The sequence below is a fragment of the Stenotrophomonas sp. Steno-Z10-BAI genome (assembly GCF_056393115.1).
Genome location: NZ_JBWJOZ010000001.1, coordinates 631,830 through 654,431, shown reverse-complemented (window position 1 = coordinate 654,431; position 22,602 = coordinate 631,830). Strand labels below are relative to the sequence as shown.

Below are 22,602 nucleotides of genomic sequence, written 5' to 3'. Positions count from 1 at the left end.
CTCGTGTCATGCCGCGGCGGCACACCGGTGGGGGAGACCTGCGCGCGGCGTCAGGGGGCCTTGGGGTCAAGGCATCAGTAGGCATTCTCGCGAAGCCAGGCGTGCACGCTGCGTATCGTCGGCAGCGCGAACACCGCATCGCTGGGCTCGCGTGCACCGACCAGCACGCTCCAGCCGTGCAGGTCGTTGGCCGCGCCGAAGCCGAATTCATCGGTGAGGTCATCGCCGACGAACACCGGCATGCGATCGCGGAACGGCGGCTGCAGCATCAGCTGCCGCATCGCACGGCCTTTGTCGCTGCCTTCGGGGAGGAACTCGATGACATGGTCACCGGGCTGCAGCCGGTAGCCGCCATGGCCCCGGATATGCCGTTCAGCGAAGGCACGCACGTCGTTGGCGGCGTGCGGTGCCCCGCGCCAGTGCAGGGCCAGGCTGCGGCCTTTGTCCTCCACCAGTACGCCGGGATAGCCATGCGCGAAACGCATCGCCTGCTGGTGCAGGGCATGCAGCCACTCGCTGGTATCGGCGGAAGGATCGCTGCTCTGCGCGCGCTGCTCATGGTTGCGCAGCTCGTGGCCGTGCAGGCCGGCCGCGGGCAGGCTCAAGGGGGCGAAGAGTTTGTCCAGCTGTGCCAGGGGGCGCCCGCTGATCAGCGCGACCGCGCCATCCAGCCGGTCGCTGATGCGCCCGATCGCTTCACGCACATCGGGCAGCAGCGCGACCGACTCGGGGTCGTCCGCGAATTCGATCAGGGTGCCATCCACGTCCAGGAACAGCGCACAGGCATCGTCCAGCAGCGGCGGCGGCGGACGTTGGGGGAAGTCGTTGGCCATGGTGACCAACATGCCAGCGTGGGTGTGATCGTCAGGTCATGGCATCACGCCACGCGTCTTCCCCGTTCACCGCCGGTAGAGCCGACCATGGGTCGGCTGCACCCCCCGTCAGAACGTATACCGCACGCGCCCGTAGTAGTACGCACCATTGCTGCCGATCGGTGACAGCACGTCGTACGGCAGGTTGCCGAAGTAGTAGATGTCATCGTTGGACAGATCCGAATAGTTGTCGGTCAGGTTCTGCCCACCCAGCGCCACGCTCCACTGCGGGGTGATCTTGTACTCCACTTCGGCATCCAGCTGCCACTCGGCGCCGTAGGTCTGGCGCGGGATGTAGCCATCACCGAAGTTGAACACACGGGTCACGCTGCCGTAGCGGCTCAGGCGGCTGCTCAGCGACCACTGGTCATTGGCCCAGCTGGCGGCCAGCGCGGCGCGGGTGCGCGGGGTGGCATCGGTCAGCGTATTGGTCTCTTCCACGCCGAACAGCACGTAGTCCGGATCCAGCGCGAGCAGGCCCGGTGGCGTGGCGAGCACGTTCTTCAACGTGGTCTTGGTATAGGCGTAGGTGCCGGTCAGTACCAGCTCGCCATCCCCCAGCGACTGCCGCCAGTTGCTCACCAGTTCCGCGCCGCGGGTGCGGGTGTCGGCGGCATTGACGAAGAAGCTGGCGCTCTGCAGGCCGGCCACGCCGAACTGCTGCTGCACGTAGTCGGTCAGCGCATCACCGGTGATGCTTTCCGACAGCGCGATGCGGTCATCGATATCGATCTGGAAGAAGTCCAGCGAGACATCGAAATGTTCACCGATGCGGCTGGTGAAGCCCAGGCTGGTGTTGAGCGACTTCTCCGGCTTCAGATCGGTGGCGCCGAGGCCGCGCGCGATCGGATTGTTGACCGACAGCACGCGGCCCTGCACCAGTTGGCCGGCGGCGTTGTAACCGGTTGAGGTGGACTCGTAGCCGATCTGCGCCAGCGACGGGGCACGGAAGTTGTTGGAGATCGCACCGCGCAGCGCGAAGGCCGGGGTGAATTCATAGCGCAGGCCGAGCTTGCCGGTGAGCTCGCCGCCGAAGTCGTCGCTGTGCTCGTAGCGCGCCGCCAGATCGCTGGAGAAATGCTCGCCGAACTGGCTGGACAGGCTGGCGTAGGCGCTGGCCACATCGCGCGACAGCGAGGTGGCATCCTGCGGAGTCAGGCCGCCGCCGGCCTGCGAGCCGGTCGGGCGATCCGTGAACGGGCCGGCAGCATAGCTGCTCGGGTCGCCCGGGCGGGTCTGGTAATGGTCGCGGCGCGCTTCCAGACCCAGGCCCAGGCTGTGGGTGATGCTGTCGCCCTGCGAGAACACGCGGCCGAGGTCGACGTTCGCCACCGTCAGCTCGTTGCGGTAATCACCGGTCTTGAACCGGGTCGGGCTGGTCGGGCCCAGCGAGGCGTTCAGCGAGTTGCGCAGGCGGTAGGTGAACGTGTTGACGCCGTAATCCAGGCTGGCATCGTAGTTCCACTCGCCCCACTGGCCCTTCGCGCCGGCCACGGCCTGCACGTCGCGGTTCTCGCCTTCGGAAATCGGGCGGTAGCCGTTCGGGTAGATCTGCGCCCAGTTGGCGTCGCTGTCCGGGTAGCGGAAGTAGTTCGCGCCTTCGCTGTCGCGCTGGTTGAAGGTGGCGAAGCTGTAGAACGTGGAGGTCTCACCGAACGGCAGCTGCGCGTTGTACCAGGCGTTGAGATCCTTGGTCTTGCCATCGCCGAGCTCGTAGTTGCGCTTGCCTTGCAGGGCCAGGTTGGTCGGGGTCTGGTCCCACGGCGGGATCTGGTCGAAGCCGGCGCGGTTGGTGCCCTCGTGGTTCTTCAGTTCCAGGCCGACACGCAGGAAGCCGCCGTTGTCGCCCAGCGCAGTGCCGACCTTGGCGCTGGCGTAGCTGGTCTGGCCATCGGTGAGGGTGCGGTCGATCGGCTTGAGATCGGTGTGGTTGGCGCCGAAGCTGGCTTCGAACGCGCCACCTTCCGGGGCGTCATCGAGGATCACGTTGATCACGCCGGCCACCGCATCGGAGCCATACAACGCGCCGGCGCCATCGCGCAGCACCTCGATGCGCTTGATCGCGCTGACCGGGATCGCGTTGAAGTCGACCGGGGTGGTGCCCTTGCCGATCTTGCTGTCGGTGTTGACCAGCGCGCTGCTGTGGCGGCGCTTGCCGTTGACCAGCACCAGCACCTGATCGGGCGAGAGCCCGCGCAGCTGGGCGGCACGGATGTGGTCGGCACCGCCGGAGTTGGACTGGCGCGGGAAGTTGAACGAGGGCAGCAGCGCCTGCAGCGCGCTGCCCAGTTCGCCATTGACCACACCGGCCTTGCGGATGTCCTCGGCGGTGAGCACGTCCACCGGCGAGGTGGATTCCAGCACGGTCCGGTCCACGGCGCGGGTGCCGGTGACGATCACGGTGTCCAGCGTTTTGGCGGTGTTCGGCGCGTCCTGCGCAAGTACGTCCTGGGCCAGCAGGGGGGAGGAGAGGACGAGCGCGATGGCAAGGCCAAGGCGCGACGCGGACGGACGGGACATGCGGACTCCAGCAGAACGACGAGGGGGAGGAACGGGGGGAGGGGGGGACGGGTGGTGCGACCCATGGCTGGCACTACCAATCCATCCGGATGAAGCGATATATTATCTTCGCGTGATGTCCCTGTGTGATGCAAGTCCCATCGGGGTGGTTATCAGCAGATAGCCGTTGGCGATCTGCGCCGGACCCGGATGTCCGGCACGCTCCTTCCCCTGCCTGTCCCTGTGTTTCCGGAGAGTTGTCCATGTCGTTCCGCGCCATTCTGTTTGCCCTGGTCCTGGCCACCAGCGGCTGTGCCACCGCCACCCCGGCCGCCACGCCGACCCCGCCCGCCACTGCCACGGCCACCCTGCAGGGCGACGCCGCGCGCCCGGATGCCGCCGCCGGCTGGGTCCGCAGCGAGCTCTATTTCGGCGTGGGCGAAGAAACCGGCGTGGCCGACCGCCCGCAGACCGAGGGCATCAGTGACGCGCAGTGGCGCGCCTTCCTCGACAAGCAAGTCACGCCGCGCTTCCCGGACGGCCTGACCGTGTTCGACGCCTACGGCCAGTGGCTGTTCCGCGGTGCGCCCGAGCCGAACCGCCTGCGCACCAAGGTGCTGGTGGTCCTGCACGAGAACACCCCGCAGCGCCGCGCCGACATCGAAGCGATCCGCCTGGCGTGGAAGCAGGCCACCGGGCACCAGTCGGTGCTGTGGGCGCAGCAGGCGGTTGAAGTATCGTTCTGATCCAGGGCGCCGCGGTGGCGCTGCACGGAGCGATGATGAAACACAGGGATGCGATGCTGGCCGCGCTGTTGATGGGCCTGGCGGTGACGTGCGCGCACGCGCAGGATGCCGACCCGGCCCGGCTTCAGCTCGAGGTGGCTGCCGGCGTGCAGGTGCAGGCGACACTGCAGGACGACGGCGGCATTGCCGTCGTACTGGCACCGTCGGGCATGCGTCAGGTGCTGCCGGGGGTGACCGACGCGGACGGCAACGCACGCCTGTCCGCCGAGGACGTCGATTTCGATGGCCGCCCGGAGCTGGTCGCGCGCGCCGCGGTCGGCATGGTCAACGAGGCGGTCGCGGTCTACCGCTACGTTCCAGCGCGACAGGAACTGGTGGCGCTGGCGCCCATCCCGAACGACCGCGCGCAGTGCGGTGACCTGATGGGTCTGACCGTGGAGGAAGACAACCGCACCCTGAGCAGCAGCTGCCGCAGCGGGCCGATGTGGTACGTGGATCAGTACCGCTACGACGGCGGTCGCCTGTACCTGTACCGCGCCGAGCGCCTGCTGATGCTCGACGATGTGCTCGAGCCTTACGTGTTCGTGAAGCAGACCGCCGACAGCGGTCCGCTGGCGGTCTGGAGTAGCTTCGATCCTGACGGCAACGTGCTGGAGACCGCCATCGGCGATGGCCTGGAGACACCGCGCGCCGGTTCGCCGCTGCTGCGCATTTCCGGCCATGTGAGGGTGGCGCGGCTGCCCTTGTACAGCCAGCCCGGTGATGCCACGACCAAGCGGTATCTGGTGCGCGATGACCGCGTGGAACTGCTGGATGAGCGCGATGGCTGGGTGCAGGTGCGTTATGACAATCCCACACGCGGCGCGGTGCTGGGCTGGGTGAACACGCAGCCGTGATCGCGCGCTGCCACGGGTAAACCCACATGAGTGTCACTTGCCCGGGACTAGGCTGACGCTTCCCCCTCGTCGTGGAAGCATGTCATGAGCAAGCGCGTTGCCGAGATCGTGGTTGAAACCCTGCAGGCCGCCGGTGTCCGTCACTGTTACGGCATCGTCGGCGATACCCTCAATTACGTCACCGATGCCATCCACCACAGCGAGATCGAGTGGGTGCACATGCGGCATGAGGAAGTGGCCGCGTTTGCCGCCGGTGCCGAGTCGTTGATCAGCGGGCAGCTCACCGCCTGCGCCGGCTCGTGCGGCCCCGGTGGCCTGCACTTCATCAACGGCGTGTTCGAGACCAACCGCAACCGTGCGCCGATGGTGTTGATCGCCAGCCAGGTGGTCACCGCCGAGCTGGGCATGGAGTTTCCGCAGGAAGTCGATTTCAAGGCGGTGTACAGCAGCTGCAGCGTGTTCTGCGAACAGGTACAGAGCGCCGAGCAGGCGCGCCGCGTAGTGACCCTTGCCTGCCAGGCCGCCATCAGCCGCCGCGGGGTGGCGGTGGTGATACTGCCGGCCGACATCAGCGAAGCCGAGGTCAAGCACGATGTGCCGTTCTCGGTGCACTACACCCAGCCGGTACTGCGCCCCTCGGACGATGAACTGCAGCGCATCGCCGCGCTGATCGGCGAGGGCAAGCGGATCGGCATCTATGCCGGTGCCGGCTGCGAGCATGCACATGATGCGTTGGTGGCGCTCGGTGCCCGGCTCAAGGCGCCCATCGCGCATACCTCGCGCGCGAAGGATTTCGTGGAGTACGACAACCCGTACAACATGGGCATGACCGGCATCTTCGGCATCGAGTCCGGGTACCACACGCTGATGGCCTGCGACACGTTGCTGCTGCTCGGCGCGGACTTCGCCTGGGGCCAGTACTACCCGGACAAGGCGACCCTCATCCAGGTGGATCGCGATGGCAGCCATCTTGGCCGCCGGCACCCGGTGAACCTGGGCGTGGTGGGCGATATCGGCCCGACCCTGGAGGCGCTGCTGCCGTTGCTGCCCGAGCGCGAGGACCGCAGCTTCCTGGACGAATGCATGGAGCACCGCGAGAAGGCGCTCGCCACGCGCGCCAAGGAAGAGCAGCCGGGCGAGGGCGAGCTGATCCACCCGCAGCACCTGACTGCACTGATCGACCGCCACGCCGCGGACGATGCGTTGTTCACCGCCGACGGTGGCTCGCCGATGGTCTGGATCCTGCGCCATATCCGCGTCAATGGCCGCCGCCGCACGCTGACCAGCCTGCTGCACGGCACGATGGCCAACGCGATGCCGCAGGCGCTGGGCCTGCAGAAGGCCTACCCGGGCCGGCAGGTGATCTCGCTGTCCGGTGACGGTGGCCTGGCGATGCTGCTCGGCGATCTGCTCACCGCGGTGCAGGAAAACCTGCCGATCAAGGTGGTGGTCTACAACAACAGCTCGTTGAACTTCGTGGAGCTGGAGCAGAAGGTCGAAGGCCTGCTGGACAACTACACCGACCTGAAGAACCCCGATTTCGGCCGCTTGGCCGAGGTGATCGGCTTCTATGGGCGCACGGTCACCCGCTCGGAAGACCTGGAGCAGGCCGTGCAGGACATCCTGGCCCATCCTGGCCCGGCGCTGCTGGACGTGCACACCAGCCCGACCGAGCTGGTAATGCCGCCGCAGGTGGAAGCCAAGCAGGTGGCCGGTACTGCCCTGTACGCCGCCAAGGCGCTGCTCAGCGGGCGGGTCGGGGATGTGCGCGACCTGCTGGCGAACAACTTCCTCAACAAGCCCTGATCCCCACGCGGTCCGGTAGTGCCGGCCGCTGGCCGGCATCCTCAGGATGCTCCAGGCAATGGCGGGAGCCGGCCAGCGGCCGGCACTACCGCGCGGTGGCGCGTCCCCCGTCGGCGGACGTTTCCCGGCGTTCCATCCATGCGCCTGTTACTGGGGGCGGGGAGGCCCTACCATCGGCTACCCCCTCCCCACGGCCGCCCTGCGCATGTCCGCCACTGCTCCCGTCCCCACCGGACGCCCCCGCTGGTTCGTTGCCGGCGATCTCAATGGTTTCTTCGGCCTGGTGGTCGACAATCTGTCGATCCTCGGCTTCATCGCGATGGCACTGGTCGGCATCTTCCAGTTCCCGGCCGATGTGGTGTTCGGCCGCATGTTCCCGGGCACCGCCTTCGGCGTGCTGGTCGGCAACGTGCTCTACACCTGGATGGCCCGGCGCCTGGCTGCGCGTACCGGCCGTGACGATGTCACCGCGATGCCGCTCGGCCTGGATGCGCCGACCAGCATCGGCATGGCGCTGCTGGTGCTCGGCCCGGCCTTCCTGGCTTTCAAAGGGCAGGGCCTGGCGCCGCACGATGCCGCCATCGCGACCTGGCAGCTGGGCATGGCCTCGCTGGTGATCATGGGCGTGCTCAAGGTAATCCTTTCGTTCTTCGGCGAAGCGGTCACCCGCGCGCTGCCACGTGCCTCGCTGCTCGGCTCCATCGCCGGTATCGCGATCGTGCTGATGGGCTTCCTGCCGCTGCTGGAAACGCTGCGCTCGCCGATCGTCGGCTTCGTCACGCTGGGCCTGCTGCTGTACGTGCTGATCGCCAAGCGCAAGTTGCCGATCCGCGCGCCCGGCGTGCTGGTCGCGTTCGTGTTCGGCACGATCCTGTATTACGGCCTCGGGCTTGCCGGGCTGGGTGCACCGGGCTTCAAGGTGCCTGAGTGGGTGCCGCCGCAGGTGGTGCTGCCGTGGCCGACGCTCGGCTTCATCGACGGCCTGCCGACCGCGATCACCTACCTGCCGCTGCTGCTGCCGTTCGGCCTGCTGATGGTGGTGGGCGGCATCAATGTCTCCGAGAGCGCGCGCGCCGCCGGTGACGATTACCGCACCCGCGACATCCTGCTGGTGGAAGCCATCGCCACGCTGGTGGCCGGCTTCTGCGGCGGTGTGGCGCAGACCACGCCGTACATCGGCCAGCCGGCCTACAAGCACATGGGCGCGCGCAGCGGTTACACGCTGCTGACCGGCCTGTTCGTCGGCATCGGCGGCATGCTGGGCGTGATCTCCGGGCTGGTGCAGTGGCTGCCGCTGGCTGTGCTGGCCCCGATCATCGTGTACGTGGCGATCGACATCACCACCCAGGCCTTCCAGGCCACGCCGCGCGAGCATGCCGGCGCGATGGTGCTGGGCTTCCTGCCCTCGGTGGCGTACCTGCTGGCGATCAAGGCCCCGGGCTGGATCGCACCGGAACAGCTGGCGGCGATGACCACCACCCTGGATGGGCATGGCCTGCCGGAGCTGGCGGTGATCTTCACCCTGGGCAATGGCTTCATCATCACCTCGATGCTGTGGATCGCGGCGGTGGTCGCAATGATCGACGGGAGGCTGCTGCGCGCCTCCGGGTTCCTGCTGGTGGCGGCGGCGCTGACGCTGTTTGGCCTGATCCACTCGGTGGACCCGCGCGGTGGCATCTATCTGCCGTGGCAGCTGGAAGGACTGCCGAAGATCATCAGCTGGCAGTTCACCGGCGCCTATGTGGCGCTGGCCGGGTTGCTGGCGTTGTTGTCGCTGCAGAAGCAGCCCTCAGAACGCGCGTAGCGCTCCGGTCGTGCTACGGATCATGCCTCGCCATCCAGCTCCGGGTAATGCCGGAAGATGCCGTTGGTGTTGAACGGCAGACGGCGTTCGGAGGCGAGATAGGCGGCGATGTTGGGCCGGGTTTCCACCCGGTCCTTCAATGCACGCAGTTGCGGCAGCGTCGGCCACAGCGCCTGCATGCGGCGCGGGAACATGTACTCCAGCCCGCTCAGCAGCTGGAACAGGGAGAGATCCACGTAGGAATGCTCGCGCAGCGGATGCCGCCCGCCGTTGTGCTTGAGCACGTTCTCGAAATAGCCCAGGAACTTGGGCATGCGCTCGCCGCGCATGGAGGCGGCGCGCGCCTTGGCTTCGTGCTTCTGATCCTCGTAGTACGTCGACGCTGCGATCGGGTGATGGGTGTCGTGCACCTCAGCGACCAGATCGGCGATGGTCAATTGCAGCTGGAGTGCCTGCTGCCGCCGTGAACTGGCATCCGGGACGAGGCCGAGTTCCGGGCCCAGGTGGTCCAGGATCGCGCCGACCTGGGCGATCACCTGCCGGCCGGTACGCAGAAACGGAGGGGCGAATGGCTGCAGACCTTCAACCTTGCCCTGCAGGTACGGCTGCATGACCACATCGCCATGGATGCGCGCCATGTCCGTGTAGCCCGCGCCGGCATCTTCCAGCGCCAGCCGCACGAACTCGCCGCGGCCCTGGATGCCGGTCCAGTAATACAGTTCGTAATGCATGCCGCCACTCCGTATGGAACCGACCTCCAGCATCGCCGGTGCTGCCGAAAGCAGGCGTGAGCGCAGCGTGGTTCCCGTGCTAGGGTCGAGCGGGCATGTTGATGGGAGTACGCGATGCGGAAGTGGGTCCTGGGCATGTGCGTGGCGGTGTTGCCGGCCACGGTGGCGGCCGATCCGGTGGCACTGCACGATGGGTTCGGCTACAGCGATGCGGTGCTGCGTGCGGAACTGACCTCGTTGCGTGAGATGAGCGGTGCATCCGGTCCGCGCCGTCACCTCGGTGCAGCGGGCTACCATCGTGTCCGTGGCGAGCTGGCCGCCTCCAACCGTGCAGCACGCCAGTGCCTGGATGAAACCCGGGATGCACCGCCGGCGCTGCAGGGTCTGGCGTTCCTGTGCGAATCCACCCTCGCGGGCAATGCGCTGATCGAGGGCGATATCGCCGGATGGGCGAGCCTGATGCTGCGCGTGCGCGAGGACTACCAGCGCACCATCCTGCCGATGCTCAGGGCCGGCGATGAAGTGCCCGATGTCACCCGGCCGGCGTTCGCGTCCTTCACCACATGGCCGCGCAGCGCGCTGCCCGCAGCCGAGCGGGCCCAGGACGTGGCGGTGCCGATCCAGTTCAGCAATGAGTTGCCCTCGGTGACCCTCACGCTGCACGGCACGCGCGATGGCGCGCCGGTCACCCAAGAGGCCGCCTTCATCGTTGATACCGGGGCCCCGCGCTCGCACATCAGCCGCGCGCTGGCCGACTCGCTCGGCCTGGCCGTTACCGAGGGCTTCGTGGTGTCGCGCATCGTCGAGGGCGATATCCAGCAGGCGGGCCTGGTGGCACCGATCGATATCGAGGTGGGTGGGCAGCGGGTACGTGATGTGTCGTTCAACAGCGAAGCGGCGCGCGAGCTCAACCTGATCGGCCTGGACGTGCTGCGCGCGCTGGGGCGGATCACGCTCTCGCGTGAAACGCTGACGCTGCTGGGAGCACAGACCCCGGCCGCGTGCACGCGCCGGACCGTCTTCACCTCCTCGTTGTGGGGTCCCTTCCAGCAGGTCCGCTTTCCGATCCGGGGCCGCGAGAACAACCTGATGCTGGTCGACACGGGCTTCCATGGGGCCTTCCAGATGCGCGGCGCGCCGCGCTCGTCGGTGCCGGCCGCCGCGATCCAGCGCAGGAACGTGATCACCACGCGCGGTGCGGAGGACATCGAGTACGCGCCCGCCAGCACGCCACTGCAGGTCACCGATACGTTGAGCGACATTGCGGTGGATATCGCGTTCCAGCCGCCGGATCTGTTCCCTTCGTCGTGGCGGATCGGCTACGGCGTCACCGGGGGCTACACCGTGGCACTGGACCTGCCCGCCGGTCTCGGCTGCCTGGTCCCGCAGCCGCCCGAACCGCCGCTGCTGGCCCGGCCACCGACGGCCTGACGAACCCTGAATCGGCATCTCATCCACCCTTGAAACACGCCCCCGTAACCGCATTTCAGGGACAGTGCTGGCACGGCCAGCCCCGTTTACATCGAGGACAAGAACATGCGGATGGACAAGCTCACCTCGCGTTTCCAGCAGGCGCTGGCCGACGCGCAGTCGTTGGCCGTGGGCCGCGACCACAACATCATCGAACCGGTGCACGTGTTCAGCGCGCTGCTGGACCAGCAGGGCGGCAGCACGCGCCCGCTGCTGGCCCAGGCCGGCGTCAACGTGCCGGTATTGCGCGAACGCTTGAATGAAACCCTGGAGGCCCTGCCCAAGGTCTCCGGACAGGAAGGCAACCTGTCGATCGGCAACGATCTGAACCGGCTGCTCAACAACACCGACAAGCTGGCCCAGCAGCATGGCGATGCCTTCATCGCCAGCGAGTGGTTCGTGCTGGCTGCGGTGGACGATGGCGGCACCCTGGGCATGGCGCTGCGCGCCGCCGGTGCCGACAAGAAGAAGATCGAGACCGCGATCGACAAGGTGCGCGGCGGCGAGACCGTGCAGTCGGAAAACGCCGAAGACCAGCGCCAGGCGCTGGAGAAATACACCATCGACCTGACCGCGCGGGCCGAGACCGGCAAGCTGGATCCGGTGATCGGCCGCGATGAGGAAATCCGTCGCACCATCCAGGTCCTGCAGCGCCGCACCAAGAACAACCCGGTGCTGATCGGCGAGCCAGGCGTGGGCAAGACCGCCATCGTGGAAGGCCTGGCCCAGCGCATCATCAACGACGAAGTGCCCGAGGGCCTGCGTGGCAAGCGCGTGCTCTCGCTGGACATGGGCGCGCTGATCGCCGGCGCCAAGTTCCGCGGTGAGTTCGAAGAGCGCCTCAAGGGCGTGCTCAACGACCTGGCCAAGAGCGAAGGGCAGGTGATCCTGTTCATCGACGAGCTGCACACGATGGTCGGTGCGGGCAAGGCCGATGGCGCGATGGATGCCGGCAACATGCTCAAGCCGGCGCTCGCCCGCGGTGAACTGCACTGCGTCGGCGCGACCACGCTGGACGAATACCGCAAGTACATCGAAAAGGATGCTGCGCTGGAACGCCGCTTCCAGAAGGTGCTGGTCGGCGAGCCGAGCGTGGAAGACACCATCGCGATCCTGCGCGGGCTGAAGGAAAAGTACGCCGTGCACCACGGCGTGGAGATCACCGACCCGGCCATCGTCGCGGCGGCCACGCTCTCGCACCGTTACATCGCCGACCGCCAGCTGCCCGACAAGGCCATCGACCTGATGGACGAGGCCGCCTCGCGCATCCGCATGGAGATCGACTCCAAGCCGGAGGAGCTGGACCGCCTGGAGCGGCGCCTGATCCAGCTCAAGATCCAGCGCGAAATGCTCAAGAAGGAAAAGGACGATGCCTCGCGCCAGCGCCTGGCCGATCTTGAGAATGACATCGATGCGCTGGAGCGCGAGTTCTCCGATCTCAACGAAATCTGGAAGTCGGAGAAGGCCACGCTGCAGGGCGCGACCCGGATCAAGGAACAGATCGAACAGGCCAAGCTGGAACTGGAATCGGCCCAGCGCCGCCAGGATTTCGGCCGCATGAGCGAGATCCAGTACGGGCAGCTGCCGCAGCTGGAAAAGCAGCTGGCGGCCGCGCAGGAAGTGGAAACCAGCGAGTTCAAGCTGGTGCAGGATCGGGTCACCGCCGAGGAAATCGCCGAAGTGGTTTCGCGCTGGACCGGCATTCCGGTCAACCGCATGCTGGAAGGCGAGCGCGACAAGCTGCTGCGCATGGAAGACATGCTGCACAACCGCGTGGTCGGCCAGGAAGAGGCGATCAAGGTGGTGTCCGATGCGGTGCGGCGTTCGCGTGCGGGCCTGTCCGATCCGGATCGCCCGAGCGGCTCGTTCCTGTTCCTGGGGCCGACCGGCGTGGGCAAGACCGAACTGTGCAAGGCGCTGGCTGAATTCCTGTTCGACAGCAGCGACGCGATGATCCGCATCGACATGAGCGAGTTCATGGAGAAGCACAGCGTCGCGCGGCTGATCGGTGCGCCCCCGGGCTATGTAGGCTACGAAGAAGGCGGCTACCTCACCGAGGCGGTGCGCCGTCGCCCGTACTCGCTGATCCTGCTGGACGAAGTGGAGAAGGCGCATCCGGATGTGTTCAACATCCTGTTGCAGGTGCTCGACGACGGCCGCCTGACCGATGGCCAGGGCCGCACGGTGGACTTCCGCAATACCGTCATCGTGATGACCTCCAACCTGGGCTCGCACCAGATCCAGGGCATGAGCAGCGATGACAGCCCGGAGGCCTACACGCAGATGAAGGCGGCGGTGATGGGGGTGGTGCAGGCGCACTTCCGCCCGGAATTCATCAACCGCCTGGACGACATTGTCGTGTTCCATCCGCTGGACAAGGTGCAGATCAAGCAGATCGCCCGCATCCAGATGCAGGGCCTGGAGAAGCGCCTGGCCGAGCGTGGCCTGCGCATCGAGGTCAGCGACGAGGCCTTCCAGCTGCTGGGCAACGTCGGCTTCGATCCGGTCTACGGCGCCCGCCCGCTCAAGCGTGCCATCCAGTCGCAGCTGGAGAACCCGCTGGCGCAGAAGATCCTCTCCGGCGAGTTCCTCAATGGCGATGTGATCCGGGTCGATGCGGCCGAGGGCAAGCTGGTGTTCGTGAAGGGCTGAGCCCCGCGCGCATCGGCGACCTGATAACCGTTGGGCCTCACACCATGCATGTTTGGCATGAACCCCCGCTTCGGCGGGGGTTTTTTGTTCGGTATCGTCGGCATTCACCTGGAGACGATGCGATATGTCCGAACACGGCAGTCCCGAATCACAGTGGCGCGCGGAGACCATCGCGGTGCATGGCGGTTACCGGCCCGATCCCACCACCCGCGCGGTGGCGGTGCCGATCTACCAGACCGTGGCCTACGCCTTCGATGACACCCAGCATGGCGCGGACCTGTTCGACCTGAAGGTGCCGGGCAACATCTACACCCGCATCATGAACCCGACCACCGATGTGCTCGAGCAGCGCATCGCCGCGCTCGAGGGCGGCATCGGCGCGCTCGCCCTGGCCTCGGGCCAGGCCGCGATCACCTACGCGATCCAGACCATCGCCGAGGCCGGCGACAACATCGTCTCGGCCAGTGCGCTGTATGGCGGCACCTACAACCTGTTCGCGCACACGCTGCCGCAGTTCGGGATCGAAACGCGCTTTGCCGACTACCGCGACCCGCAGGCGTTCGGCGCGCTGATCGATGACCGCACCAAGGCGGTGTTCGTCGAGTCCATCGGCAACCCGCGCGGTAACATCACCGACATCGAAGCGGTCGCGAAGATCGCGCATGCGCATGGCGTACCGCTGATCGTGGACAACACGGTGGCGACGCCGTACCTGCAGCGCTCGATCGATTTCGGCGCGGACATCGTGGTGCATTCGCTGACCAAGTACCTCGGGGGACATGGCACCAGCCTGGGCGGGGCGATCGTGGATTCCGGACGCTTCCCCTGGGCGGAACACAAGCAGCGTTTCCGCCGCTTGAACGAGCCGGACGTGAGCTACCACGGCGTGGTCTACACCGAAGCCCTCGGGCCGGCCGCCTACATCGGCCGCGCGCGGGTGGTACCGCTGCGCAATACCGGCGCGGCGATTTCACCGTTCAATTCCTTCCTGATCCTGCAGGGCATCGAGACGCTGGCACTGCGGCTGGACCGGATCAACGCGAACACCCTGGCCGTGGCCAAGCATCTGCAGGGTCATGCCAAGGTGGCCTGGGTCAACTACGCCGCGTTGCCCGACCACCCCGAACACGCGCTGGTGCAGAAGTACCTGCGCGGCCACGGCTCCGGCGTGCTGACCTTCGGCCTGCCCGGTGGCCGCGCCGCCGGCGCGCGCTTCCTGGATGCACTGCAGCTGTTCACCCGTCTGGTGAACCTGGGCGATGCCAAATCACTGGCCACGCACCCGGCCTCGACCACGCACCGGCAGCTGGATGCCGCCGAGCTGGAGAAGGCGGGCGTCAGCGAAGACACGGTGCGCTTGTCGGTCGGCATCGAGCACATCGACGACCTGCTGGCGGACCTGGAGCAGGCGTTGGCCAAGGCGTAGAGGTGGGACCCACGGCGGCCGGTGCGGGCCGGCCGCCGTGGGGGTTTTGCCATGGCGCCATGGATTCTCTGCCATGGGGGTAGAGAATCCATGCGTGGCCCTACGCGCGGGGTTAGGATCGGCTGACGATCCCCCAACTGCGCAAGATCGGCCACGCGCAGGCGCGGGGCACGGCGCAGGCTGAGCATCACCTAGAGAGGGAGCCCGCCATGCGCCGCATTGCCCAGGTACGCCAGCGCCACGGTATCGATCGTGTCATCGCCCATCTGCAGGCGTGCCTGCGCGCTGGCGATCCCTTGCCCGATCTGGAGGCACTGGCCGCGATCGCGCACCAGTCGCCGTTCCACTTCCATCGCCTGTACCGCGCGCTGACCGGCGAAACGCCCGGGCGCACCGTGGCGCGCCTGCGTCTGCTGCAGGCGCTGACGCTGCTCGGCCAGGCCGAGAGCCGGGTCACCGAGGTCGCCTTGAACGTCGGCTATGAAAGCCCGCAGGCGCTGGCCCGTGCCTGTCGCCAAACGCTGGATGCCACGCCGAGCACGTTGCGTGAGGATGCCGGGCTGCGCAGCCACTGGCAGCAGCGGCTGTCGCTGCCGGCGGGCGATCACGCGGACGGGACGGTGCCGTTGCAAGTTACGGTGACCACGCTGGAGCCTTTCGATGTGGTGGCGCTGCGCACGCAAGGGGCCTTCGATGATCTGGATCAGGCCTTCGGCGAGATCTTCACCTGGGCGGCGGAGCAGGGATGGGCCGAACAGTTGCAGCAGCTGGTCGGCATCGCACGGACGGACCACCGCGACGCGCCGGCGCAGGAATGCGTGTTCGATTGCGCAATGGGATTCGGGCGCACGCCGCAGGCGCTACCAGCCCCGCTGCGTACGCTGACGCTGGGCGGTGGCACGTATGCCGTGCTGCGCCATGTGGGCAGTTACGCAGGGCTGGAGGCCGCCACCGATGCGCTGCTGCGCGACTGGCTGCCCGAGAGCGGCCACACGCTGCGCGACGTCGAGCTGTATTACCACTACCTCGACGATCCGGAAGAGGTCCCTGAGGCGATCCTGCGTGCGGATATCTGCGTGCCGGTCGCGTAGCGCCCCTCACACCACTGGAATGCTGTGCTGCTGCCCCATCGTGCGGTACGGCGGGGTGGACATCACCATCTCGGCCAGCGAGTAAGCCAGTTCGCGCTCGGCCATCACCGTGCCATCGGCACCGTGGGCGAGCAGGTGCTTCACCTCGGCATCGCTATGCGCCCTTGCCAGCAGGGTCAGGCCGGGGTTGAGCGCGCGCAGCTTGGCCAGCGTTTCACCGGCTTCCAGCGGCTGCGGAATCGCCAGCACGGCGATCTTGGCGCGCTCGGGATGCGCTTCGGCCAGCACGCGGTCGGAGGCGGCACTGCCGCGGATACCGGGCAGGCCGGCCGCGTGTGCTTCGGCGACGTGTTCCTTGTTGTCGTCGATGATCATCACCGGCACGCCCCGGTCGCGCAGTACCTGCGCCAGCGCGCTGCCGACGCGGCCGTAGCCGATCACGATGGCATGGTCGTGCAGGTCCAGCGACGGGCCCGGCGGCAATTCCGTCTCCACCGTGGTGGGAGCGGTTTCCTGATGCTTCAGCAGCCAGCGGTCGAGCAGGCCGAACACCAGCGGGTTGAGCATGATCGAGATCAGCGCACCGGCCAGCACCAGCGCCTGACCGGTCGGCGGCAGGATCCCCAGCGTCACGCCGAGGCCGGCAATGATGAAGGCGAATTCGCCGATCTGCGCCAGGCTGGCGGAAATCGTCAGTGCGGTACCGGTCGGATGGCCGAACGCGCGCACGATCACGAACGCAGCGGCGGATTTGCCGAACATGATGATCGCCGCGGTGGCCAGGACCTGCCACGGGTGTTCGATCAGGATGGCCGGGTTGAACAGCATGCCGACCGAGACGAAGAACAGCACCGCGAACGCATCGCGCAGCGGCAGTGAATCATTGGCGGCTTTGTGGCTCAGTTCGGATTCGTTGAGCAGCATGCCGGCGAAGAACGCGCCGAGTGCGAACGACACGCCGAACAGCATCGCCGAGCCGAACGCCACGCCCAGTGCGATGGCCAGCACGGCCAGGGTGAACAGCTCGCGCGAACCGGTGCCGGCGATGCGCTCCAGGATCCACGGAATCACCCGGCGCCCGACCACCAGCATCACCGCCACGAACAGGCCCAGCTGCACGAAGGTCCAGCCGATGCTGGCCAGCACGCTGCCGACGGTATGGGTTTCATTGGCCGCATCGGGCCCGAACACGCCGGCCAGGACCGGCATCATCACCAGCGCCAGGACGCAGGCCAGGTCTTCCACGATCAGCCAGCCGATGGCGATCTTGCCGCGCGTGGTTTCCAGCAGGCGCCGTTCTTCCATCGCGCGCAGCAGCACCACGGTACTGGCGGTGGCCAGCGAGAAACCGAATACCACGCCATAGATCACCGGCCAGCCCATCAACGCCGCCAGGCCCCAACCGAGCAGGGTAGCGACCAGGATCTGGCCGATCGCACCCGGGATGGCGATCGCTTTGACCTCCATCAGGTCTTTGAGCGAGAAATGCAGGCCGACCCCGAACATCAGCAGCATCACCCCGATCTCGGCCAGCTGGTTGGCCAGTGCCTGGTCGGCGACGAAGCCGGGGGTGAACGGACCTACGCAGATGCCTGCAATCAGATAACCGACCAGGGGAGACAAACGCAGCTTGTTGGCCAGCGCGCCGAAAATGAAGGCGAGCCCAAGGCCAACGGCAACGATGTTGATCAGGTCGGTGTCATGGTGCATCGGGGCTCGCAAAGAGGGGGGGTGCCCCGATTTTCACCGATGCGGCCGGTCCGGGCAAACATCGATGGCCGCAATGCTGCTATGTCCCCGTGGTCAGGTCATGTGCTGTCCGGGACAGCCCGTAGGTTGAACGGTGAATGCGCGGAATCCCGGTTTCCTGCGGCCAGAACGCACATGCCCCGGCGAACCGGGGCATGGGGTTTATCAGGAGGTTGCCGGCTAGCGGCCGGCACTACCTTGGGTTACCACTTGTAGGTCACGCGACCGTACACATAGGCGCCGTTGAACCCATACGGCGAGTAGTTGCTGTACGGCAGCATGCCCCAGGTGGAGTTCTGCAGGTCCACGGTGCGGTCCGGGTACTCGTCCAGGATGTTGTCCGCGCCCAGGGTAAGGGTCCAGTTCTCGCTCGGCTTGTAGCTGGCCGAGGCATCGAGCACCCACGAGGCGTCGTAGGTCTGGTCGCGCAGGGCGGTAGCCGAGTTGCGCACCGTGAACGAGCCGTAGCGGGTGGCGGCCAGGTTCAGGTCCCAGCGGTCCGAACGCCAGGTGCCGCTGAGGATGGTCTTGTCGCGCGGGTAGCTGTCCTCGATGCGGCCGATCTCGTCGCGGCCGATCAGCGATTGGGTGATGCCCAGCGCGCCGAACACCGCCGGCGAGGCGATGAACTTCTTCACCTCGGTCTCGTTGTAGCTGTAGGCGGCGGTCAGCTCCAGCGAGCTGGCGGCGAAGGGAATCGTGTAACTGGAGACCGCATCCACACCGCGGGTGCGGGTGTCCACGCCGTTGGTGAAGTAGGAGAACGCGGTGACGCCCGGCAGACCCAGGTTGGCCAGCAGCGCATTGGCGGCGGCATTGGTGGTGATGTTGGTCGACAAGACGATGCGGTCGTCGATGTCGATCTGGTACGCATCCACGGTCAGGTACAGGCGATCCACCGGCTGCAGCACCAGACCCAGGCTGTAGGAGGTCGAGCTTTCGGCCTTCAGCGGGCTGGCGCCCAGGGCCTGCGCGGCAGGGCTGGTGGTCGGGAAGGTGCCGCGTTCGACGAACACGCCGTTGATGATCGTGCTGGTCACCGCCTGGTAGCTCTGCTGGGCCAGCGATGGCGCGCGGAAGCCGCTGGAGGCGGTGGCGCGCAGGGCGACCTTGTCGGTGAAGGCATAGCGCGCGGAGAGCTTGCCGGAGAACTTGTCGCCGAAGTCCGAGTAATCCTCATAGCGGCCGGTCACACCGGCGGAGAACTTGTCGGTGAGGTCGGCTTCCAGGCCGGCATAGACGGCGTAGTTGTCGCGGTCGGCATCCACCGCGTTGAGTGGGGTGAAGCCGCCGAAGCCCTGCGCACCGCTGCCGGTATAGGAGTTCAGTTCACCGGCGGACTGCTCCCACTTTTCCTTGCGGTATTCACCGCCGAAGGACAGCGTGACCGGGTAGGCCAGGCCCCAGTCCAGGGTCTTGGTCACATCGGCATTGACGATGTTCTGGGTGTACTCCAGCGCGCCATCGTAGAACGAGCGCGGGCTGTTCACGCCGAGCGCGTAGTTGATGCTGTTGCGGGTGTGGAAATCGATCTTGTTGGCGCCGTAGTTGTAGCTGACGTCCCAGTTCCAGCCGCTGTCCGTATCGCCCTTGACCCCGGCGACCAGCGAGCGGTCCTTGGAGTACTGATTGATCTCCGGCACGAAGCCGTCCGGGTAGGTCTGCGCCAGCAGCGCGCCCTGGTTGCTGTTGTTGCGCGAGCGGTAGAACGCGAACGAGGTGATGTCGCGGTTGCTGGCCATCGCGGTGGCGTAGGCCGAGACGTGGTCGCTGAACTGGAAGCTGGCATTGGCCGAGGCCGCGGTAGCATCCACCTGCGGGTCACCGACCACGAAGGTGGTCTGGCCGATGTTCGGGAAGTTGCCCGTGTTGGGCGCGGTGCCCTGGTAGGGGCCGGCGCGGTTGCTCTCGTCCTGCTGGACGATCTGGCCGGCCACATGCACGCTGCCGCGGCCGTCGGCGAAGCCGATACCGGTGTCGCCGGAGAGCTGGTATTTGTTGCCGTCACCGGCCGAGTACTGGCCGGCATCCAGCGCCAGGCTGCCGCCGGAGGAGGACCCCTTGAGCACGATGTTGATCACACCGGCGATGGCGTCCGAGCCGTACTGCGCCGAGGCGCCGTCGCGCAGCACTTCCACCCGCTCGATCGAGGCGATCGGAATCGCGTTGATGTCCACGGCCGACGAGCCACGGCCGATGCTGCCGTTGACGTTGATCTGCGCGGAGGTGTGGCGGCGCTTGCCGTTGACCAGCACCAGCACCTGGTCCGGGGAGAGGCCGCGCAGCTGCGCCGGGCGGATGCCGCTGGTGCCATCGGTCAGCGCCGGGCGCGGGAAGTTCAGCGAGGGCAGGGCGCGGGCCAGCGCGGTGGCCAGCTCGGTGGTGCCGGTGGACTGCAGCGCCTCGGGGGTGATGATGTCGATCGGCGACTGGGACTCGGCCACGGTGCGGTCGGCCACGCGGGTGCCGGTGACGATGATGGTGTCCAGGGTGTTGGCCGCGGTGCGGGCAGGGGCGTCCTGGGCGGTGGCGGCGAAGCTGGACATACCGAGCGCGACAGCTACGGCGGCGGCGAGCGTACTGGTCTTGCGGTTCATCAGGATGTGGCTCCGGTAGTGACGGTGCTGCACCAAAGCGACATCACGACATCGAGGATCGGGTCAGCGAAGGCGGTTGTTGCGGTGCGCAATAGACGGATTAACGGGATATTCATCGCTTGTCAAATTTTCGCCGTTTTCGTAAAAAACGTTGCAGAAGCAACCATTTACGTGGGGCGTTCGATTCGACAGGAGGGTCCCGGGGAAGCGCAGGCAGGGTCGTGGGAGAGAGAAACGAGGCCTGCCGCGCATCCCGGGGCGCGTCAAGTATTCGTTAACGCTAGAATTACGTCGCAGGAAAGGTGCTCACGAGCACATTCCATTCCGTTATATGGACCCCCAAGATGATTTCCCTTCGTAACTTCGCCTTGCGCCGTGGCGAGCGGCTGCTGTTGTCCAACGTCGACCTGACCCTGCATGCGGGGTACCGCGTCGGCGTGGTCGGCCGCAATGGCGCCGGCAAGTCCAGCCTGTTCGCCGCCGTGAAGGGCGAGCTGGAGGCGGACAAGGGCGACGTCGATCTGCCCGGCAAGATCCGCATCGCCAGCGTGGCCCAGGAAACCCCGTCGCTGCCCGATCCGGCGCTGCAGTTCGTGCTGGAGGGCGACACCGAGGTGGCCGCCGTCATGCGTGAAGAGGCGGAGGCCGCGGCGCGTGAAGACTGGGAAGCGGTGGCCACCGCCCACCAGCGTATGGCCGAGATCGGCGCGTATGACGCCGAAGCGCGCGCCGGCAAGCTGCTGCACGGCCTGGGCTTCCCGGCCGAGACCCACTCGCGCGCGGTCTCCTCGTTCTCTGGCGGCTGGCGCGTGCGCCTGAACCTGGCGCGCGCGCTGATGATGCCCAGCGACCTGCTGCTGCTCGACGAACCGACCAACCATCTGGATCTGGACGCCGTGTTCTGGCTGGAACAGTGGCTGCTCAAGTACCCGGGCACCCTGCTGCTGATCTCGCATGACCGCGAGTTCCTGGACAACGTGGCCACCCATACCCTGCATCTGCACGGGGGCGGTGCCAAGCTGTACGTCGGCGGCTATACCGATTTCGAGCGCCAGCGCGCCGAACAGCTGCGCCAGCAGCAGCTCGCCCACGACAAGGAACAGGCCGAGCGCGCGCATCTGCAGAGCTTCATCGATCGCTTCAAGGCGCAGGCCAGCAAGGCCGCGCAGGCGCAGAGCCGCATGAAGCGCCTGGCCAAGCTGGCCGGCACCGAAGCGGTGCGTGCCGAGCGCGAGTTCCGCATCGAGTTCGCGCCGCCGGCCAAACTGCCGTTCTCGCTGATCCGCCTGAACCATGTCGAGGCCGGTTACGGCGCCGATTCGGTGATCCTGCACAACGTGGGCTTCGGCCTGGAAGCCGGCCAGCGCATCGGTCTGCTCGGCCCGAACGGTGCCGGTAAGACCACCCTGGTGAAGACCCTGGTGGGCGAACTGGACCCGATCAGCGGCGAGCGTGCCGCGCATCCGGACCTGCGCATCGGGTATTTCGCCCAGCACACGGTGGAGTCGCTGCACGAAGGGCAGTCGCCGATGGAGCACTTCCGCGATTTGGCCCCGGATGCACCGAACCAGTCCTTCCGCGATTTCCTCGGCAAGTGGAACTTCGCTGGCGACCGCGCGTTTGAACCGGTGGACGGCTTCTCCGGCGGCGAACGTGCGCGTCTGGCCCTGGCACTGATCGCCTACCAGCAGCCGAACGTGCTGCTGCTCGACGAACCGACCAACCACTTGGATCTGGAAATGCGCGAAGCGCTGGCCGAAGCGTTGGCCGACTTCGAAGGCGCGATCGTGATGGTCTCGCATGACCGCCATCTGATCGGTCTGGTCTGCGACACGTTCTGGCGTGTGGCCGATGGCGTGGTCGAACCGTTCGACGGCGATCTGGATGCCTACGCGGCGTGGCTGCGTTCGCGTCCGGCCGCGCAGGGCACCAAGCAGAAGATGGCCGCGGCCGCCCCGGAGCCGGCGCCGCCGACTCCGCCGCTGCCCGCGCGCAAGCCGGCCAACCCGCACAAGCTGGCCGCTGCCGAAGCCAAGGTGGGCGAGCTGGAAGCGCTGCTGGCCGATCTGGACCGCCAGCTGGCCGATCCTTCCAACTACGCCGATGCGACCCGCATGGCGGTGCTTGGCCGTGACCGCGAAGCGACCGCCACCCTGCTCAGCAAGGCCGAGCAGACGTGGATGGAATTGCTGGACGCCTGATCGCGGCGGGTGATGCGGCACGCTGGTACGTGCCGCATCCCGTGTAGATCCACGCCGTGCGT

At 66.9% G+C, this 22,602-nt stretch carries 14 protein-coding genes; 9 read left to right on the top strand and 5 right to left on the bottom strand.

All coding sequences use genetic code 11. The features are described from left to right. Positions 1 to 74: 74 nt before the first annotated feature. Both otsB and AC06E9_RS03020 read right to left on the bottom strand, forming a co-directional pair. Positions 75 to 833, bottom strand: coding sequence for a trehalose-phosphatase (gene otsB / locus AC06E9_RS03025; protein WP_088433909.1), 759 nt, complete (start codon positions 831 to 833; stop codon positions 75 to 77). A gap of 108 nt (positions 834 to 941) precedes the next feature. Further along, positions 942 to 3,392, bottom strand: a complete 2,451-nt coding sequence (locus tag AC06E9_RS03020; RefSeq protein WP_478055456.1) for a TonB-dependent receptor plug domain-containing protein — start codon at positions 3,390 to 3,392, stop codon at positions 942 to 944. A gap of 242 nt (positions 3,393 to 3,634) precedes the next feature. On the opposite strand from AC06E9_RS03020, the gene AC06E9_RS03015 reads away from it, so the two are divergent. From AC06E9_RS03015 to AC06E9_RS03000, 4 genes are all read left to right on the top strand, one after another. After that, positions 3,635 to 4,117: a DUF3574 domain-containing protein gene (locus AC06E9_RS03015; RefSeq protein ID WP_152151863.1), complete on the top strand. Its 483-nt coding sequence runs from the start codon at positions 3,635 to 3,637 to the stop codon at positions 4,115 to 4,117. A gap of 35 nt (positions 4,118 to 4,152) precedes the next feature. Continuing rightward, entirely contained in the window at positions 4,153 to 5,013 is an 861-nt protein-coding gene (locus tag AC06E9_RS03010; RefSeq protein WP_478055455.1) for an XAC2610-related protein, read from the top strand. Between the two features lie 84 nt (positions 5,014 to 5,097). Then, positions 5,098 to 6,819: a thiamine pyrophosphate-dependent enzyme gene (locus tag AC06E9_RS03005; protein ID WP_478055454.1), complete on the top strand. Its 1,722-nt coding sequence runs from the start codon at positions 5,098 to 5,100 to the stop codon at positions 6,817 to 6,819. A 205-nt stretch (positions 6,820 to 7,024) separates the two neighbouring features. After that, entirely contained in the window at positions 7,025 to 8,623 is a 1,599-nt protein-coding gene (locus AC06E9_RS03000) for a SulP family inorganic anion transporter (protein WP_121039206.1), read from the top strand. A 20-nt stretch (positions 8,624 to 8,643) separates the two neighbouring features. Here AC06E9_RS03000 and AC06E9_RS02995 read toward each other — a convergent pair whose 3' ends face one another. Next, positions 8,644 to 9,354 carry a glutathione S-transferase gene (locus AC06E9_RS02995; protein ID WP_478055453.1) on the bottom strand — a complete coding sequence of 237 codons (711 nt, stop codon included), beginning with the start codon at positions 9,352 to 9,354 and terminating at the stop codon, positions 8,644 to 8,646. A 114-nt stretch (positions 9,355 to 9,468) separates the two neighbouring features. Between AC06E9_RS02995 and AC06E9_RS02990 the strand changes: the two genes are divergently transcribed. The 4 genes from AC06E9_RS02990 (at position 9,469) to AC06E9_RS02975 (ending at position 15,993) form a co-directional block, all read left to right on the top strand. After that, positions 9,469 to 10,785 (top strand): retropepsin-like aspartic protease, encoded by a 1,317-nt coding sequence (locus AC06E9_RS02990; protein ID WP_282264004.1) that lies wholly within the window; start codon positions 9,469 to 9,471, stop codon positions 10,783 to 10,785. 105 nt (positions 10,786 to 10,890) lie between these two features. Then, on the top strand, positions 10,891 to 13,476 hold the full coding sequence (gene clpB, locus AC06E9_RS02985; protein WP_478055452.1) for an ATP-dependent chaperone ClpB: 2,586 nt from the start codon (positions 10,891 to 10,893) through the stop codon (positions 13,474 to 13,476). Positions 13,477 to 13,600: 124 nt separating this feature from the next. Beyond that, positions 13,601 to 14,902: an O-acetylhomoserine aminocarboxypropyltransferase/cysteine synthase family protein gene (locus AC06E9_RS02980; protein WP_282264007.1), complete on the top strand. Its 1,302-nt coding sequence runs from the start codon at positions 13,601 to 13,603 to the stop codon at positions 14,900 to 14,902. A 209-nt stretch (positions 14,903 to 15,111) separates the two neighbouring features. Continuing rightward, the gene (locus tag AC06E9_RS02975) at positions 15,112 to 15,993 is read left to right on the top strand and encodes an AraC family transcriptional regulator (protein ID WP_478055451.1); all 882 of its coding nucleotides are present in this window, start codon (positions 15,112 to 15,114) and stop codon (positions 15,991 to 15,993) included. A 6-nt stretch (positions 15,994 to 15,999) separates the two neighbouring features. Here AC06E9_RS02975 and ybaL read toward each other — a convergent pair whose 3' ends face one another. After that, positions 16,000 to 17,703 carry a YbaL family putative K(+) efflux transporter gene (gene ybaL, locus AC06E9_RS02970; protein WP_088433889.1) on the bottom strand — a complete coding sequence of 568 codons (1,704 nt, stop codon included), beginning with the start codon at positions 17,701 to 17,703 and terminating at the stop codon, positions 16,000 to 16,002. Between the two features lie 242 nt (positions 17,704 to 17,945). Then, positions 17,946 to 20,339: a TonB-dependent receptor plug domain-containing protein gene (locus tag AC06E9_RS02965; RefSeq protein WP_478055450.1), complete on the bottom strand. Its 2,394-nt coding sequence runs from the start codon at positions 20,337 to 20,339 to the stop codon at positions 17,946 to 17,948. A gap of 344 nt (positions 20,340 to 20,683) precedes the next feature. Between AC06E9_RS02965 and AC06E9_RS02960 the strand changes: the two genes are divergently transcribed. Then, positions 20,684 to 22,540, top strand: a complete 1,857-nt coding sequence (locus AC06E9_RS02960) for an ABC-F family ATP-binding cassette domain-containing protein (RefSeq protein WP_121039187.1) — start codon at positions 20,684 to 20,686, stop codon at positions 22,538 to 22,540. Positions 22,541 to 22,602: the final 62 nt, after the last annotated feature.